The organism is Pseudomonas fragi, assembly GCF_900105835.1.
Taxonomy (GTDB): domain Bacteria; phylum Pseudomonadota; class Gammaproteobacteria; order Pseudomonadales; family Pseudomonadaceae; genus Aquipseudomonas; species Aquipseudomonas fragi.
The window spans coordinates 3,240,316-3,257,569 of sequence record NZ_LT629783.1; the positions used below are offsets into that span (position 1 = coordinate 3,240,316).

The 17,254-nt window shown below is 57.1% G+C and carries 13 protein-coding genes; 6 read left to right on the forward strand and 7 right to left on the reverse strand.

All coding sequences use genetic code 11. The features are described 5' to 3' along the window. Positions 1-64 precede the first annotated feature (64 nt). From BLU25_RS14745 to rpmH, 6 genes are all read right to left on the reverse strand, one after another. Positions 65-1,681 carry an ABC-F family ATP-binding cassette domain-containing protein gene (locus BLU25_RS14745; protein ID WP_016782868.1) on the reverse strand — a complete coding sequence of 539 codons (1,617 nt, stop codon included), beginning with the start codon at positions 1,679-1,681 and terminating at the stop codon, positions 65-67. 235 nt (positions 1,682-1,916) lie between these two features. Further along, positions 1,917-3,284, reverse strand: a complete 1,368-nt coding sequence (mnmE, locus tag BLU25_RS14750; protein WP_016782867.1) for a tRNA uridine-5-carboxymethylaminomethyl(34) synthesis GTPase MnmE — start codon at positions 3,282-3,284, stop codon at positions 1,917-1,919. Between the two features lie 79 nt (positions 3,285-3,363). Further along, entirely contained in the window at positions 3,364-5,046 is a 1,683-nt protein-coding gene (gene yidC / locus BLU25_RS14755; protein WP_016782866.1) for a membrane protein insertase YidC, read from the reverse strand. Positions 5,047-5,059: 13 nt separating this feature from the next. Continuing rightward, positions 5,060-5,293 carry a membrane protein insertion efficiency factor YidD gene (yidD, locus tag BLU25_RS14760; RefSeq protein ID WP_019828647.1) on the reverse strand — a complete coding sequence of 78 codons (234 nt, stop codon included), beginning with the start codon at positions 5,291-5,293 and terminating at the stop codon, positions 5,060-5,062. Further along, positions 5,286-5,687 (reverse strand): ribonuclease P protein component, encoded by a 402-nt coding sequence (gene rnpA, locus BLU25_RS14765; protein WP_019828646.1) that lies wholly within the window; start codon positions 5,685-5,687, stop codon positions 5,286-5,288. Before rnpA ends, yidD begins: the two co-directional genes overlap by 8 nt. A gap of 16 nt (positions 5,688-5,703) precedes the next feature. After that, positions 5,704-5,838, reverse strand: coding sequence for a 50S ribosomal protein L34 (rpmH, locus tag BLU25_RS14770; protein ID WP_003213577.1), 135 nt, complete (start codon positions 5,836-5,838; stop codon positions 5,704-5,706). Between the two features lie 563 nt (positions 5,839-6,401). On the opposite strand from rpmH, the gene dnaA reads away from it, so the two are divergent. From dnaA to gyrB, 4 genes are read left to right on the forward strand one after another with little or no spacing between them, the layout of a single operon-like run. Continuing rightward, the gene (gene dnaA, locus BLU25_RS14775; RefSeq protein ID WP_083369697.1) at positions 6,402-7,910 is read left to right on the forward strand and encodes a chromosomal replication initiator protein DnaA; all 1,509 of its coding nucleotides are present in this window, start codon (positions 6,402-6,404) and stop codon (positions 7,908-7,910) included. Between the two features lie 38 nt (positions 7,911-7,948). Next, complete coding sequence (gene dnaN / locus BLU25_RS14780) at positions 7,949-9,052, forward strand: DNA polymerase III subunit beta (protein ID WP_016782864.1); 1,104 nt, start codon at positions 7,949-7,951, stop codon at positions 9,050-9,052. 21 nt (positions 9,053-9,073) lie between these two features. Then, entirely contained in the window at positions 9,074-10,177 is a 1,104-nt protein-coding gene (gene recF / locus BLU25_RS14785; protein WP_016782863.1) for a DNA replication/repair protein RecF, read from the forward strand. 5 nt (positions 10,178-10,182) lie between these two features. Continuing rightward, positions 10,183-12,600, forward strand: a complete 2,418-nt coding sequence (gyrB, locus tag BLU25_RS14790) for a DNA topoisomerase (ATP-hydrolyzing) subunit B (protein ID WP_016782862.1) — start codon at positions 10,183-10,185, stop codon at positions 12,598-12,600. 71 nt (positions 12,601-12,671) lie between these two features. Here the strand turns inward: gyrB and BLU25_RS14795 are convergent, their stop codons facing one another. After that, complete coding sequence (locus BLU25_RS14795; protein ID WP_029611652.1) at positions 12,672-13,559, reverse strand: LysR family transcriptional regulator; 888 nt, start codon at positions 13,557-13,559, stop codon at positions 12,672-12,674. A gap of 151 nt (positions 13,560-13,710) precedes the next feature. On the opposite strand from BLU25_RS14795, the gene BLU25_RS14800 reads away from it, so the two are divergent. Together BLU25_RS14800 and BLU25_RS14805 are read left to right on the forward strand one after the other, a co-directional pair. After that, positions 13,711-15,372: a GMC family oxidoreductase gene (locus tag BLU25_RS14800; protein WP_016782859.1), complete on the forward strand. Its 1,662-nt coding sequence runs from the start codon at positions 13,711-13,713 to the stop codon at positions 15,370-15,372. Positions 15,373-15,462: 90 nt separating this feature from the next. Then, positions 15,463-17,085, forward strand: a complete 1,623-nt coding sequence (locus tag BLU25_RS14805) for an MFS transporter (RefSeq protein ID WP_016782858.1) — start codon at positions 15,463-15,465, stop codon at positions 17,083-17,085. The last annotated feature ends 169 nt before the right edge of the window (positions 17,086-17,254 follow it).

Sequence of the window (17,254 nt, forward strand, 5' to 3'; positions counted from 1 at the left end):
ATTCCAGCAAGCGGTCGGATGATCGGTCGGTGATTGAAGTGATAAACGGTAGAGGCCGGCAGGCTTACACAGCAGTTTTCAGCCAGCCTGTGGATGATGCCTGGAGCTTGTGGGTCATTCCGATTGCCGTGATAAACAGCTCATCGTGAGAAGTGACCACCAGCGTTCCCCGGTACTGATTGAGCATGCTTTGAAGTGCCAGAATCGAAGGCAAATCCAGATGATTGGCGGGTTCATCGAGTAACAGCAGCGGTGGTGGCACCTGAGCATAAAATACGCAGGCCATCGCGGCTTTCAATCTTTCACCACCACTGAGCTCCCCGCATGGCATGCAGACCTGATCGGCATTGAGGCCCAATTGCGCCAGCCGGGTACGCAATTGGCCTTCATTGAGTTGCCGGTTGAGAGACTGCAATTGATCAAGAACTGAGCGATCAGCTGCCAATATCTCCAGGTTCTGATCCAGATAAGCGGTGCTGACGAAGGTATGTGCCCGGCCCGAAACAACCGGCAGTTGCCCGGCCAGCACCCTGAGCAATGTCGATTTGCCGCAACCGTTCGGTCCCAGCAAAGCCACCCGCTGGCCACGGGTAAGGGTCAGATCGATGGCGCGCAAATGTTCTGCACCCTGGGGCAGGCGCGCATTGATCAATTCTGCAATTTGCACCGGTGTAGTCAAACAGTCTTGAGGTGGATGGACAAAGATAGCCTGCTGCTCTTCAACCCGGTTCGCGGCCAGGCGAACTTGAGTATCCAACAGCTCACGCGCCGCATCCTGTTGCATGCGCATTTTGCCGCTACTGGCCTGGCTACGCTCCTTTTGACGTCCCAGCAGGATTTTTGCCTGATTGGCCTCGCTGGCCTGCTTGTTACCCCGCGATTGTCTGCGCTCAAGGCTTTCCCTTTGCTCACGCAATACCTGTTCCTGCCGCTTGCGCTCAAGCCTGGCCAAGGCCAGTTGATGTTGCGCTGCCTCCCCTTGCTGGGCCCTGGCCAGTGCATAAAACGAGTAACCACCGCCATAGCCGGTGAGCCCCAAGGATGAAAGCTCAAGGATGCGCTCCATCCGTTCGAGCAAGTCGCGATCATGGCTGATGACCAGCAAGCCGTTGGTCCACCGCTCTAACTGCTCATAAAGCGTCATGCGGTGTTGTCGATCCAGATGATTAGTCGGTTCATCCAGGATCAGCAGGTCGGCTTCAGACATAAGGGCGCCCATCAGTGCCACGCGCATGGCTTCGCCACCGCTCAGGCTTGAGACAGGTGTGGAGGGTGTCAGATGTGAAAGGTTGTTGTGCCCAAGTTGATCGTGCAATTGCTGGCGGATAGCCCAGCGATCACCGACGCAGTCAAAGTCCGCTTGCGCGCTGCTGCCTTGCTCAATGCGCTCAAGCGCGGCAAGGATGGGTTGCACACCGGCGAGGCTGGCAACGGTCTGTTCAGGATCCGGACTGATTTGCTGAGCCAGGTAATGCACAGAGCCGTTGCGAATGCAGCGGCCTCTTGAGGGGGAAATATCTCCGGCGATCAGCTGAGCCAATATGCTTTTACCCACACCATTTCTACCCACCAGGCCGGTGCGGCGCTGGTCGAGGTGCAGATCAAGATCGGAAAACAGGCAACTGCCACCGGGCAGATGATAAGAAACGCTTTCCAGCGTCACACAGGTCACGAGAGCCATACGCACTCCAAAGATGCACAGATCTACCCCCTGTTGCAGGGGAATGAAGAACTGGCCGCAAGCATCGCGGCGGCATCAATTGCGCATTGGACTAATACCTCGTGTGAATGTGTACCGCAAAATTATAGTGCAAGACTTGTGGGAGCGGGCTTGCTCGCGATGGCAGTGACGCGGTGTACCTGTCACACCACGGCGATCCAATCGCGAGCAAGCCCGCTCCTACAAGGTTGAGGGATTATTTGCCGATGCAGAAGCTGGAGAAAATCCGCCCCAGCAGGTCATCCGAGCTGAACGCCCCGGTAATTTCGCCAAGGGAATGTTGCGCCTGGCGCAAATCTTCGGCCAGTAGCTCCCCTGCACCCGCCAGGGTCAATTGTGCCCTGCCGTGCTCAAGTGCATGGCTGGCGTGCTGCAGTGCCTCCAGATGGCGTCGGCGTGCGCTGAAGCTGCTCTCCGAGGTCTGCTCATAGCCCATGCAGGCCTTGAGGTGTTCGCGCAGCAAGTCCAGCCCTTCTGTGGATCTGGCACTCAGGCTGATGGTGACATGGCCATCTTCGCTGACTTCCAGGGCAATGTTCTCACCGCTCAGATCCGCCTTGTTGCGGATCAAGGTCACTTTCGCCGGATCCGGGCGCTGTTCCAGAAACTCTGGCCACAGGGTAAACGGGTCATCCGCTTCAGGCGCCGTGGCATCGACCACCAGCAACACCCGATCAGCCTCGCCAATAGCCTTGAGTGCCCGCTGCACGCCGATTTTTTCCACATGGTCGTCGGTGTCGCGCAGGCCGGCAGTGTCGACCACGTGCAACGGCATGCCATCGATGTGGATATGTTCGCGCAACACATCACGGGTAGTGCCGGCGATCTCGGTCACGATTGCCGCTTCACGACCGGCCAGGGCATTGAGCAGGCTCGACTTGCCAGCATTGGGCCGCCCGGCAATCACCACGGTCATGCCGTCGCGCAGCAAGGCCCCCTGCCCGGCTTCGCGCTGAACTGTGGATAACTCTTCGCGCACCTTGTCGAGCATACCGAGCACATGGCCATCGGCCAAAAAGTCGATTTCTTCTTCCGGGAAATCAATCGCGGCTTCGACATAGATACGCAAACTGATCAATTGCTCGGTCAAGTTATGCACACGTTGAGAGAAAGCCCCCTGCAGGGAGCGCAATGCATTACGTGCAGCCTGTGCAGAACTTGCCTCGATCAGGTCGGCAATCGCCTCGGCCTGGGCCAGGTCGAGCTTGTCATTCAAAAATGCCCGCTCACTGAATTCCCCGGGGCGTGCCAGTCGGCAGCCCAGCTGGATGCAGCGCTGCAGCAGCATGTCGAGAACGATCGGGCCGCCGTGGCCCTGCAGTTCAAGCACGTCTTCGCCGGTAAAGGAGTTCGGGCCCGGGAAATACAGCGCAATGCCTTCATCGAGCACTTCACGGTTTTCGCCGTAAAAAGGGCCGTAATGGGCATAGCGCGGTTTCAGTTCGCGTTCACTGAACGCTTTGGCCGCAACACGGGCGAGCGGCCCGGAAATACGTACGATCCCCACACCACCTCGGCCTTGGGCGGTCGCTACTGCGGCAATGGTCTCAGCCGGAACACTCATAAACAGGCCTCAAAACAAAAGTGACGGATAGCAAAACGCCCCACTAGGGGGCGTTTTGAGTGGTGCTTATCAGAGTAAGTTACTCAGCGACTTTTTTGGTAGCCGCTTCGACTTTACGCGTGATGTACCACTGTTGAGCGATGGACAGGCAGTTGTTCACAACCCAGTACAGCACCAGACCAGCCGGGAACCACAGGAAGAAGAAGGTGAAGATGATTGGCATCAGCTTCATCACCTTGGCCTGCATCGGGTCCGGCGGAGTCGGGTTCAGACGCTGCTGGATGAACATGGTTGCGCCCATGATGATCGGCAGAATGAAGAACGGGTCCTTGATCGACAGGTCGGTAATCCAGAGCATGAACGGCGCCTGGCGCATTTCAACACTTTCCAGAAGTACCCAGTACAAGGACAGGAAGACCGGCATCTGCACCAGGATCGGCAAGCAGCCGCCCAGTGGATTGATCTTCTCTTTCTTGTACAGCTCCATCATCGCTTGCGACATTTTCTGGCGGTCATCACCGAACTGCTCTTTCAGAGCGGCCAGTTTTGGTGCCACAGCGCGCATGCGAGCCATCGACTTGTAGCTGGCGGCCGACAGAGGGAAGAAGATCCCCTTGATCAGCATGGTCAGGAAGATGATCGACCAGCCCCAGTTACCGACCAGGCTGTGGATATGTTGCAGCAGCCAGAAAATAGGCTGGGCAATGAACCACAGGATGCCGTAGTCGACGGTCAGTTCCAGGCCTGGGGACAACTCTTTGAGTACACCCTGGCTTTTCGGACCGGCGTACAGGGTAGCGCTGGTTTCAGCGGTTTTGCCCGGCTCAACGGTCAAGGTTGGGCCAGTGAAACCGATGATGTAGTTGCCCTGGTTGTCTTTGCGGGTCTGAACGACGTTGTTATCGCCTTTCTGAGGGATCCACGCGGTCACAAAGTAGTGCTGCAACCAGGCAACCCAGCCGCCTTGTACGGTTTCTTTCAGCTGAGCCTTGTCGATATCTTTCATCGACACTTTTTTGTACGGCTCTGCACTTGTCCACAGGGCTGCGCCCAGGTAAGTCGCAGTGCCGGTGGCGGTGCTGGAAGAAGGATCGGAACTGGCGTCACGCTTCAATTGCGCGAACAGGTTGCCGTTCCACGGCTTGCCGCTCTCGTTATCAATCAGATAGCTGACTTGTACATCGTACAAACCACGCTTGAGCGTGAAGCGCTTGATGTAGTTGATGCCGTTTTCGCTGAATTTCAGGTCAACAACCAGTTGATCCTGGCCTGGGGCCAGTTCGTAGGTCTTTTTCTCAGTGCTGAAAACAGGACGACCTGACGGACGGGCGTCCGGGCCATCAACGCCTGTCAGGCCACTTTGTGCCAGATAGGTGCGTTCGTTGCCGTTATCGAACAACTGGAAAGGAACATCCGGGTGATCCTGGCGACGTGGGTACAGCGGCAGACGCAGCTGGGCAATGTCGCCACCCTGTGGATCAATCGCGATATCCAGAACATCCGTTTTTACATGGATGAGGTCTTTGCTTGCAGCCACCGGGGTTTCAGTCGGTGTGCTGGTATCAGTATTGGCGCTGGGTACATCGGCACTGTTCGAAGCGTTGTTACCTGAAACCGTGTCGGGCAAAGCCGGCGCGGTGGTGCTGGCGGCAACATTCTGAGTCGGCAGGGCAGCTTGGCCGTAGTCCTGGTTCCATTTCAGAACCATAACGTAGGACACGACTGCGAGAGCGACGATCAGGATCGTGCGTTTAATATCCATGATTACTCGGCCATCAAGAAGAACGGGAGGTAGGGATAGGCGGAACCGGGTCGTAACCACCGGGATTCCACGGGTGACAGCGACCTAAACGACGAAAGGTCAGCCAGCCGCCGCGCAGAAGGCCATGATTTTCGATGGCTTCCAACGCGTAGCAGGAACAACTGGGGTAGAAACGGCAGTGGCTGGCCATCAAAGGACTAATGGCATAGCGATAAAACTGGATCGGAACGAGTGCCAGTTTACGCATCAGGACTGCCTACCCCTACAGTTTCGGTTTTAACCGCTGGAACTGGCGTGTTACGGGCCAGACGCTTCCAGAGTTTGCCGAAATGCTGAATCAATTCGGGGTTCTCTACGTCACCCAAACCTTTGCGCGCGACGATAACGATATCCCAACCAACCAGTAAATCCTGGTGGAGACGAAACGATTCACGCATCAAACGCTTAAGGCGATTGCGCTCAACGGAGAGCTTTACGCTCTTTTTCCCGATCACTAACCCCAGGCGGGGGTGATCAAGATCGTTGCTACGCGCAAGGAGCAGGAGATTTTTCCCCGGAACCTTGCCGGTGGGGGAGTCAAAGACTGCCTTGAAATGTCGGGGAGTGAGTAACCGCTTTTCCCGACTGAAGTCCTGACTCACCACCATTGTCTGATTATCAAACTGCCAGACGTGCACGGCCTTTGGCGCGGCGACGCGACAGGACTGCACGGCCGTTTTTAGTAGCCATGCGAGCACGGAAACCGTGAGTGCGGGCGCGTTTGATAGTGCTTGGTTGGAAAGTACGTTTCATGTCGTGCTACCTGGTTCGTCCACAACGGGCCGGAATGGCCCCCGTTTTAAGAGACCGGCGATTCTAGAGAATGCAAGCCGATAGGTCAATTTCCAACCAACGTTTACTGCTAAATAGATGTTTGCCGTTTTACACCTGCCTGGTGCCTGCCAACTATAGAAATAAAAAAACGAAGTATTTAAAGCTCTTTTAAAGAACTTACTACTTTTATAGAGCCAGTTATCTGTGGATAACTCTATGCAGCCCTTGTACAGCAAGGTTTTCAGAGATCAGAAAGGTTGTCCACAAGCGGTGCTTTGCCTGTGCTGCGCACGCGGATAAGCTGTGCATGAAAGGGCTCTTTATCCACAGGCGGGTTATGCACAGAGTTTTACCCCCACTTGTGCAACGAGCTCAGGCCCGCTTATCCACAGACCTTATGCACATACCATTTGTCGCTTTGTTCACAGCAAAAAGCCGGTTAACCCCCTATATGCAGCGCAGCTACATGTGGATAAGTGCGACCGCGGTCGCTACAATGGCGCCTGTTTTTGCCTCACCGGCTTTCAACTTAGGGGATATCCGTGTCAGTGGAACTTTGGCAGCAGTGCGTGGAGCTTTTGCGCGATGAGCTGCCTGCCCAGCAATTCAACACCTGGATCCGTCCACTACAGGTCGAAGCCGAAGGCGACGAGTTGCGTGTGTATGCACCCAACCGATTCGTTCTCGACTGGGTCAACGAAAAGTACTTGAGCCGTTTGCTTGAACTGCTTAATGAGCACAGCAATGGCATGGCGCCAGCGTTGTCCTTGTTAATAGGCAGCAAACGCAGCTCGGCGCCTCGTGCTGCGCCCAATGCGCCTCTGGCTGCAGCGGCCTCCCAACAGGCCCCGGCGCCGAGCGCTCCTGCGCCAACGGCTACAGCGGCGCCCGCCCCTGCTCCAAAGCAGGCCGAGGCCGCCAGTGAAGAGCCTTCGCGCGCCAGCTTCGATCCGATGGCCGGCGCCAGCTCGCAGCAAGCGCCTGTGCGTGCCGAGCAGCGCACCGTCCAGGTTGAAGGTGCGCTCAAGCACACCAGCTACCTGAACCGCACCTTTACCTTCGAAAACTTCGTTGAGGGCAAGTCCAACCAACTGGCTCGCGCTGCGGCGTGGCAGGTGGCAGACAACCCCAAGCACGGTTACAACCCGCTCTTCCTTTATGGCGGCGTAGGTCTGGGTAAGACTCACTTGATGCACGCGGTGGGTAACCACCTGCTGAAGAAAAACCCGAATGCCAAGGTCGTGTACCTGCATTCCGAGCGTTTTGTAGCGGATATGGTCAAAGCCCTGCAGCTCAATGCCATCAACGAGTTCAAGCGCTTCTACCGTTCGGTGGATGCCTTGCTGATCGATGACATTCAATTCTTTGCGCGCAAGGAACGGTCCCAGGAAGAGTTCTTCCACACCTTCAACGCCCTGCTTGAAGGTGGTCAGCAAGTGATTCTGACCAGTGACCGCTACCCTAAAGAGATCGAAGGCCTCGAAGAGCGTCTCAAGTCGCGTTTTGGCTGGGGCTTGACGGTTGCCGTCGAACCGCCGGAGCTTGAGACCCGCGTAGCGATCCTGATGAAGAAGGCCGATCAGGCCAAGGTCGACCTGCCCCACGATGCAGCCTTCTTTATCGCCCAGCGTATTCGCTCCAACGTGCGTGAGCTCGAAGGCGCGCTCAAGCGCGTTATTGCCCACTCGCACTTTATGGGCCGCGACATCACCATCGAGTTGATTCGCGAGTCGCTGAAGGACTTGCTGGCGCTGCAAGATAAACTCGTCTCTGTGGATAACATCCAGCGTACGGTGGCCGAGTACTACAAGATCAAGATTTCGGACTTGCTGTCCAAGCGCCGCTCGCGCTCGGTAGCGCGACCACGCCAGGTCGCGATGGCACTGTCCAAAGAACTGACCAACCACAGCCTGCCGGAAATCGGCGACGTGTTTGGCGGTCGTGATCACACTACGGTTTTGCACGCATGCCGCAAGATCAACGAACTCAAGGAATCCGACGCGGACATCCGTGAGGACTACAAGAACCTGCTGCGAACTCTGACAACCTGATGACACCAGCGCAGCTTATTAAGGCAAGGGACTAGACCATGCATTTCACCATTCAACGCGAAGCCCTGTTGAAACCCCTGCAACTGGTCGCCGGCGTAGTTGAACGCCGCCAGACCTTGCCGGTATTGTCCAACGTGCTGTTGGTTGTCGAAGGCCAGCAACTGTCGCTGACCGGTACCGACCTTGAGGTCGAGCTGGTTGGTCGTGTGCAACTTGAAGAGCCGGCTGAACCAGGCGAAATCACTGTGCCTGCGCGCAAGCTGATGGATATCTGCAAAAGCCTGCCCAACGATGCCCTGATCGATATCAAACTCGATGACAACAAACTGGTAGTCAAGGCAGGCCGTAGCCGTTTTACCCTGTCGACCCTGCCAGCCAACGATTTCCCGACGGTTGAAGAAGGCCCGGGCTCGCTGACCTGCAGCCTGCAGCAAAGCAAACTGCGTCGCTTGATCGAGCGCACCAGCTTTGCGATGGCGCAACAGGACGTTCGTTACTACCTCAATGGCATGCTGCTGGAAGTATCGGCCGGCATCATCCGCGCCGTGGCGACCGACGGTCACCGTCTGGCCATGTGCTCGATGAAAGCCGATATCGGCCAGCCCGACCGTCATCAAGTGATCGTACCGCGCAAGGGCATCCTTGAGCTGGCGCGCCTGCTGACCGAGCCGGACGGCGAAGTGAGCATCGTATTGGGCGCACACCATATCCGTGCCACCACCGGTGAGTTCACCTTTACCTCCAAGCTGGTAGACGGCAAGTTCCCGGACTACGAGCGCGTGCTGCCTAAAGGCGGTGACAAGGTGGTGATCGGTGACCGTCAGGCACTGCGTGAAGCATTCAGCCGTACCGCGATCCTGTCCAACGAGAAGTACCGTGGTATTCGCCTGCAACTGGCCAATGGCCAGCTTAAAATCCAGGCCAACAACCCGGAGCAGGAAGAAGCTGAAGAAGAAGTGGGCGTCGACTACAACGGCGGCTCGCTGGAAATCGGCTTCAACGTGAGCTACCTGCTGGACGTGCTGGGCGTCATGACCACTGAACAAGTGCGTCTGATCCTGTCGGACTCCAACAGCAGCGCCCTGGTCCAGGAGTCGGATAACGACGACTCGGCTTACGTTGTCATGCCGATGCGCCTGTAACTTATGCACAGCCCACGCTAGATGTCCCTCAGCCGTGTCACAGTCACCGGGGTGCGTAACCTGCACCCGGTGACCTTCTCCCCTTCCCCTCGCATCAATATCCTGTACGGCGCCAACGGCAGCGGAAAAACCAGCGTGCTGGAAGCTGTCCATCTGCTGGGGCTGGCGCGTTCGTTTCGCAGTGTGCGGCTCAACCCCGTGATTCAGCACGAGCAGCAGAGCTGTACAGTGTTTGGTCAGGTCGAACTGGCTGAAGGCGGGCACAGCGCGCTGGGGATCTCGCGGGATCGCCAGGGGGAGTTCCAGATTCGTATCGACGGCCAGAATGCGCGCAGTGCTGCGCAACTGGCCGAGATCCTGCCGCTGCAATTGATCAACCCGGACAGCTTCCGTCTCCTTGAAGGGGCCCCCAAGATCCGCAGGCAGTTTCTCGACTGGGGCGTGTTCCATGTCGAGCCGCGGTTCATGTCGACCTGGCAGCGGCTACAGAAGGCCCTGCGGCAGCGGAACTCATGGCTGCGGCATGGTACACTTGACGCCGTTTCGCAAGCGGCCTGGGACCGGGAACTGTGCCTGGCCAGTGCTGAAATTGATGAATACCGCCGCGCCTATATCAAAGCCTTGAAACCAGTCTTTGAGCAGACCCTGAGCGAGTTGCTTGATCTCGAAGGGTTAACGCTGAGCTATTACCGTGGTTGGGACAAAGACCGTGAGCTGAGTGCTGTACTCGCCGCGTCTGTCCACCGGGACCAGCAAATGGGTCATACCCAGGCAGGGCCACAACGTGCTGATTTGCGCCTTAAGCTGGGTGCAAACAACGCCGCCGATATCTTGTCGCGGGGGCAGCAGAAGTTGGTGGTCTGCGCGTTGCGCATTGCCCAAGGGCACTTGGTCAGCCAGGCCCGGCGTGGCCAATGTATTTATCTGGTGGATGACTTGCCGTCCGAACTGGACGAGCAGCATCGCAACGCATTGTGTCGCTTGTTGGAAGACTTACGCTGCCAGGTATTCATTACCTGTGTAGACCACGAATTATTGAGGGAAGGCTGGCAGACGGAAACGCCAGTTGCCCTGTTCCACGTGGAACAGGGCTGTATCACCCAGACCCACGACCATCGGGAGTGAAGGCATTGAGCGAAGAAAACACGTACGACTCAACGAGCATTAAAGTGCTGAAAGGCCTTGATGCCGTACGCAAACGTCCCGGTATGTACATTGGTGATACTGACGATGGCAGCGGTCTGCACCATATGGTGTTCGAAGTAGTCGACAACTCCATCGACGAAGCGCTGGCTGGCCATTGCGACGACATCACCATCACGATCCACCCGGACGAGTCCATTACCGTGCGCGACAACGGCCGCGGTATTCCGGTGGACGTGCATAAAGAAGAAGGCGTATCTGCAGCCGAGGTCATCATGACCGTGCTGCACGCCGGCGGTAAGTTCGATGACAACTCCTACAAAGTATCCGGCGGCTTGCACGGTGTAGGTGTTTCGGTGGTAAACGCCTTGTCCGAACTGCTGGTCCTGACGGTACGTCGCAGCGGCAAGATCTGGGAACAGACCTACGTCCACGGTGTTCCTCAGGCGCCTATGGCTATTGTGGGTGAAAGCGAAACCACGGGTACGCAGATCCACTTCAAGCCTTCGGCTGAAACCTTCAAGAACATCCACTTCAGCTGGGATATCCTGGCCAAGCGGATTCGTGAACTGTCCTTCCTCAACTCCGGTGTAGGTATCGTCCTCAAGGACGAGCGCAGCGGCAAGGAAGAGCTGTTCAAGTACGAAGGCGGCCTGCGTGCATTCGTTGATTACCTGAACACCAACAAGAACCCTGTTAACCAGGTGTTCCACTTCAATGTTCAGCGTGAAGACGGCATCGGTGTAGAAATCGCCCTGCAGTGGAACGACAGCTTCAACGAGAACCTGTTGTGCTTCACCAACAACATTCCACAGCGCGATGGCGGCACCCACCTGGTGGGCTTCCGCTCTGCCCTGACGCGAAACCTCAACACCTACATCGAAGCTGAAGGCCTGGCCAAAAAGCACAAGGTTGCCACCACCGGTGATGACGCGCGTGAAGGCCTGACTGCAATCATCTCGGTGAAAGTACCGGATCCGAAGTTCAGCTCCCAGACCAAAGACAAGCTGGTGTCTTCCGAAGTGAAGACCGCTGTTGAACAGGAAATGGGCAAGTTCTTCTCCGACTTCCTGCTGGAACACCCGAACGAAGCCAAGCTGATCGTCGGCAAGATGATCGACGCTGCCCGCGCTCGTGAAGCCGCGCGTAAAGCCCGTGAGATGACCCGTCGTAAAGGCGCGCTGGACATCGCAGGCCTGCCGGGCAAGCTGGCCGATTGCCAGGAAAAAGACCCGGCATTGTCCGAACTGTACCTGGTGGAAGGTGACTCTGCTGGCGGCTCCGCCAAGCAGGGACGCAACCGTCGCACCCAGGCCATCCTGCCGTTGAAAGGTAAAATCCTCAACGTCGAAAAAGCTCGCTTCGACAAGATGATCTCTTCGCAAGAAGTTGGCACCTTGATCACGGCACTGGGCTGCGGTATCGGCCGCGAAGAGTACAACATCGACAAACTGCGCTATCACAACATCATCATCATGACCGATGCTGACGTCGACGGTTCGCACATCCGTACTCTGCTGCTGACCTTCTTCTTCCGTCAGTTGCCGGAGCTGATCGAGCGTGGCTACATCTACATCGCTCAGCCGCCGTTGTACAAAGTTAAGAAGGGCAAGCAAGAGCAGTACATCAAAGACGACGAGGCCATGGAAGAGTACATGACCCAGTCGGCTCTTGAAGATGCCAGCCTGCACCTGAACGAAGATGCCCCTGGCATCTCCGGTGAGGCGTTGGAGCGTCTGGTGTACGACTTCCGCATGGTGATGAAGACCCTCAAGCGTTTGTCGCGCCTGTACCCACAGGAGCTGACCGAGCACTTCATCTACCTGCCAGCCGTTAGCCTGGAGCAGTTGGGCGACCACGCTGCCATGCAGGACTGGATGGCCAAGTTTGAAGAGCGTCTGCGCCTGGTTGAAAAATCGGGTCTGGTTTACAAAGCCAGCCTGCGTGAAGACCGTGAGCGTAATGTCTGGTTGCCTGAGGTCGAACTGATCTCCCACGGCCACTCGACCTTTATCACCTTCAACCGCGACTTCTTTGGCAGCAACGATTACAAAACCGTTGTGACCCTGGGCGCTCAACTGAGCACCTTGCTGGACGAAGGCGCGTACATCCAGCGTGGCGAACGTCGCAAGCAAGTGACCGAGTTCAAGGAAGCCCTGGACTGGTTGATGGCTGAAAGCACCAAGCGTCACACCATCCAGCGCTACAAAGGTCTGGGTGAAATGAACCCGGATCAGCTCTGGGAAACCACGATGGACCCAAGCGTGCGTCGCATGTTGAAAGTTACCATCGAAGACGCGATCGGCGCCGATCAGATCTTCAACACCTTGATGGGCGACGCTGTAGAACCACGTCGTGAATTCATCGAGAGCAATGCACTGGCAGTGTCCAACCTGGACTTCTGATCCAGGCTTGACCCGCAGTACCCAAAAAGGCCAACGCATAGCGTTGGCCTTTTTTAATGGCTAAAAAATGACTACGGCGCCAGCAGCACCGCCCTCTCCTCGCGACACAACTCCAGTAAATAATCCCACACCACTCTCAACCTTACCGATTTGTGCAGTTCGCGGCGGGTGCTGATCCAGTAGCTGCGTTGCACAGATTCATCAGGTAATACGCGCACCAGGTCGGGGTCGTCAGCGGCCATATAGTTGGGCAGCACGGCAATACCGAGCCCTGCTCGCGCGGCTTGTTGCTGGGCAATCACGCTGGTGCTGCGAAAGGTCACGGTCGGGGTGCGGCAGAAGGTGTTGAGAAACAGCAGTTCCTGACTGAATAACAGGTCGTCGACGTAGCCGATCCAGTAGTGGTTTGCCAGATCGTCGCGGCTGGTCAGAGGCGGTGCCTTGTCCAGATATAGACGGCTGGCGTAGAGCGCCAGTCGGTAGTCGGTGAGCTTGCGAGTTATCAACAGGTCGGCGTTGGGGCGGTCCAGGTGGATGCTGATTTCTGCCTCGCGATTGAGGATGCTGACAAAGCGCGGTACCGCGACCAGTTCCACTTCCAGCCCTGGATAACGTTCAAACAAGCCCCGCAACCGAGGGGCGATAAACATGATGCCAATACCCTCGGTGACACCCAGGCGGATCTTGCCCAAGGGGGTGAGGGACTGGTTGATTTCTTCCTGGGCCAGCAATGCGACGTTTTCCATCGCTTCGGCGTGTTTGAGCAAGGCTTGCCCGGCGGGGGTCAGTTCGTAGCCCTGGGCATGCTGTACAAACAACGCTGCTCCCAGGTGCTGCTCGATGCTCTCGATATGCCGCGCCACGGTGCTGTGGGTGGTGTTCAGGCGCTTGGCGGCGGTCAGCAAGCGGCCGCTGCGCTGCAGCTCCAGGAAGTACCGCATGTCATTCCAGTCGAACATGATCAACTCCCCGAGTGCTACATCAGACGTGGCTTTCGGCTGGCTGTGCAAAAACGCACATGGCATGGGTGAAATCTCGCGTTTGCAACACGAAAATAATCAATAGGATGGTGTAGGACAAGAACAATAAATAAAAGGCGCGAGGTGTTAAATGCCATCAGCCGATCAGGTGTATGACTATATTGTGGTGGGCGCCGGGCCGGCAGGCTCCGTGCTGGCGAATCGGCTGTCTGCCGATCCACGTCACAACGTATTGCTGCTCGAAGCGGGCGGGCAAGATAACTACCCGTGGATCCATATTCCGGTGGGCTACCTGTATTGCATTGGTAACCCGCGCACCGACTGGTGCTTCAAGACCGAGGCCCAGGCAGGCTTGCAAGGTCGCAGCCTGAGCTATCCGCGGGGTAAGGTGCTGGGTGGCTGTTCTTCTATCAACGGCATGATCTACATGCGCGGCCAGGCAGGTGATTACGACCGTTGGGCCGAGCTGGGCAATCCGGGCTGGGCCTGGAATGACGTGCTGCCACTGTTCAAGCGCAGTGAAAAGCACTTTGCCGGCAACTCTGAACTGCATGGCAGCGAGGGTGAGTGGCGGGTCGAGCAACAGCGCTACTCATGGCCGATTCTGGACGCATTTCGTGACGCCGCCGCGCAAAGCGGGATTGCCACCGTCGATGATTTCAACGGTGGCGACAATCAGGGCTGTGGATACTTTCAAGTCAACCAGCGTGCCGGTGTGCGCTGGAATGCTTCCAAGGCTTTTCTGCGGCCGATACTCAAGCGCCCCAACCTGACTGTTCTGACCGATGTGCAGGTCGACAAGGTGCTGCTTGAAAACGGCCGGGCCACCCAGGTCAGTGCGCGTTGGCAAGGTGCACAGCATACCTTCACGTCGGGTCGCGAGATTATCCTGTGCGCTGGCGCCATCGGCTCGCCAGGGATCCTGCAGCGCTCGGGTATTGGCCCACGGCCCCTGCTGGAAAGCCTGGGGATAACTGTGCAACACGAATTGCCCGGCGTAGGCGGTAACCTGCAGGACCATTTGCAACTGCGGCTGATCTTCAAGCTGACCAAGGCCCGCACCCTCAATCAGGTTGCCAATAGTCTGTGGGGCAAAGTCGGCATGGGCCTGCGATATGCCTATGACCGCAGTGGTCCATTGGCAATGGCGCCAAGCCAACTGGGTGCGTTCGTCAAATCCGATCCTGAGCAGCCCTCTGCCAACTTGCAGTACCACGTCCAGCCGCTGTCCCTTGAGCGTTTTGGTGAGCCGCTGCACACCTTCCCCGCCTTTACCGCATCGGTTTGCAACCTGCGGCCAAAAAGCCGGGGGCGCGTGGATATCCGCTCGGCCAACCCGGATGACGCGCCGCTGATCGACCCCAATTACCTGAGCCACCCTGATGACCTGACAGTCGCAGCCGATGCCATCCGCCTGACCCGGCGCATCGTGGCCAGCGCAGCCTTGCAGGCCTTTACGCCCGAGGAATACCTGCCAGGCAAGGACCTGCAAACCGAGCAAGAGCTTTACGACGCCGCCGCCCGTATTGGTACGACGATCTTTCACCCCGTGGGCACTTGTCGCATGGGGCATGACGCCGAAGCTGTGGTCGATGCGCAATTGCGTGTCCACGGCGTACCGGGTTTGCGGGTGGCGGACGCATCGATCATGCCGAGCATCGTGTCGGGCAATACCTGTTCGCCGACCCTGATGATTGGCGAAAAAGCCGCGCAGTTGATTCTGCAGTCAGCGCTTGAGACCGCGCAGCACACTGCAGGGGTTAACCGCACGGCAGCAATACCGGTCGTCTGAGGGCGATCGTGGTCTCGGACGCAGTCACCCGAGACCGGCAGTGGACAACAACAATAATCACTGTGGCCCACAGGGCCGAGGACTTTGCACATGTCAGACGCAATTGCACACCAGGCGGCTACCGCCAAGGGAAGCACCGGGCGCGAAGAGCGCAAGATCATTTTTGCGTCATCCCTCGGGACAGTTTTCGAGTGGTATGACTTTTTCTTGTATGGCGCTTTGGCCACCGTGCTCAGCAAGCAGTTCTTTGCTGGGGTCAACGACACCACGGCGTTTATTTTTGCCTTGATGGCCTTTGCCGCCGGCTTTTTGGTCAGACCGTTCGGGGCACTGGTATTCGGCCGATTGGGTGACATGATCGGGCGCAAATACACCTTCCTCATGACCATCATTCTGATGGGTTTATCGACCTTTGCTGTCGGCCTGCTGCCGACCTATGCCAGCATCGGCATCGCGGCCCCGATCATGCTCGTGGTATTGCGCATGCTCCAGGGGCTGGCGCTGGGCGGTGAATATGGTGGCGCGGCCACTTATGTTGCGGAACACGCCGCTCCCGGCAAACGCGGTTTCAACACCAGTTGGATTCAGTCCACCGCCACCCTGGGCTTGTTGTTGTCGCTGCTGGTGGTTCTGAGTTGCCGCTACCTGACCGGCGACCAGTTTGAAGTCTGGGGCTGGCGCCTGCCGTTCCTGTTGTCCATCGTGCTGCTAGGCATCTCGACCTGGATCCGCATGAGCATGCACGAGTCGCCTGCTTTCGTAAAAATGAAGGCCGAGGGCAAAACCAGCAAGTCGCCGATCCGCGAATCGTTCGGTAAATGGGAAAACCTCAAGATCGTGCTGATTGCCCTGTTCGGTATCAACGCCGGACAAGCGGTGACCTTCTATACCGCGCAGTTCTATGTGCTATTTTTCCTGACGCAGATGCTCAAGATGGACCCGGCCCAAGCCAACCTGTTACTGATCATCAGCGTGGTGATTGGTGCGCCGTTCTTTATTTTCTTCGGCTGGCTGTCTGACCGTGTGGGGCGCAAGCCGATCCTGATGCTGGGCCTGTTGCTGGCCACGGTGCTGTACTTCCCGCTGTTCAAAGCATTGAGTCATTACGCCAACCCGCAAATCGATACCGCCAGCCGCCAGTCACCGATTGTGGTGATGGCCGATCCGGCCACCTGCACCTTCCAGTTTGACCCGGTGGGCAAGGCGCGCTTTGACAGCCCGTGTGACAAGGTCAAAACCTTCCTGGTTAAACAGGGCTTGCCCTACACCTCGCAAGCGGCTGCACCCGGCACAGAAGTACAGGTATCGGTGGGTGAGCAGAAAATCAGCGGTTTTGACGAAGCGGCCATGCGCGCTGCAGTGACCGAAGCAGGCTACCCGGCCAAGGCAGACTCGAGTTCGGTGAACCAGCCGATGGTGGTGCTGATGATGGTACTGCTGACCCTGATTGCCACCATGACCTATGGCCCATTGGCTGCCGTGATGGTCGAGCTGTTCCCGACCCGTATCCGCTACACCTCGATGTCCCTGCCCTACCATATCGGCAACGGCTGGTTCGGTGGTTTCCTGCCCACCGTGTCGTTTGCGCTGGTGGTGTACACCGGGGATATCTTCTATGGCCTGTGGTACCCGGTGGTGATTACCGGGGTCAGCCTGGTGGTGGGTATGCTGTGCCTCAAGGAAACCAGGAACGTGGATATCGACAAAGTCTAAACAGCACGCCCCACAGCTTTGTATAAGACACAAAAAAACCGGCTGATATAAGCCGGTTTTTTTGTGTGCTTAGAAAAACTTATGCACGTTTTTCGGTGAAAAGTAACAGTCTGAAATAAGCATGCAAATCATAAGCTTACGTCTGTTTTTCAGCAAAAAACAAAAACTT

Excerpts from the sequence above, each read along its gene's own strand:
- mnmE (WP_016782867.1), bottom strand. The coding sequence starts at position 3,284 with ATGAGTGTTCCGGCTGAGACCATTGCCGCAGTAGCGACCGCCCAAGGC.
- dnaN (WP_016782864.1), top strand. The coding sequence starts at position 7,949 with ATGCATTTCACCATTCAACGCGAAGCCCTGTTGAAACCCCTGCAACTG.
- rpmH (WP_003213577.1), bottom strand. The coding sequence starts at position 5,838 with ATGAAACGTACTTTCCAACCAAGCACTATCAAACGCGCCCGCACTCAC.
- BLU25_RS14800 (WP_016782859.1), top strand. The coding sequence starts at position 13,711 with ATGCCATCAGCCGATCAGGTGTATGACTATATTGTGGTGGGCGCCGGG.
- BLU25_RS14805 (WP_016782858.1), top strand. The coding sequence starts at position 15,463 with ATGTCAGACGCAATTGCACACCAGGCGGCTACCGCCAAGGGAAGCACC.
- BLU25_RS14745 (WP_016782868.1), bottom strand. The coding sequence starts at position 1,681 with ATGGCTCTCGTGACCTGTGTGACGCTGGAAAGCGTTTCTTATCATCTG.
- yidD (WP_019828647.1), bottom strand. The coding sequence starts at position 5,293 with ATGCGTAAACTGGCACTCGTTCCGATCCAGTTTTATCGCTATGCCATT.
- recF (WP_016782863.1), top strand. The coding sequence starts at position 9,074 with ATGTCCCTCAGCCGTGTCACAGTCACCGGGGTGCGTAACCTGCACCCG.
- BLU25_RS14795 (WP_029611652.1), bottom strand. The coding sequence starts at position 13,559 with ATGTTCGACTGGAATGACATGCGGTACTTCCTGGAGCTGCAGCGCAGC.
- yidC (WP_016782866.1), bottom strand. The coding sequence starts at position 5,046 with ATGGATATTAAACGCACGATCCTGATCGTCGCTCTCGCAGTCGTGTCC.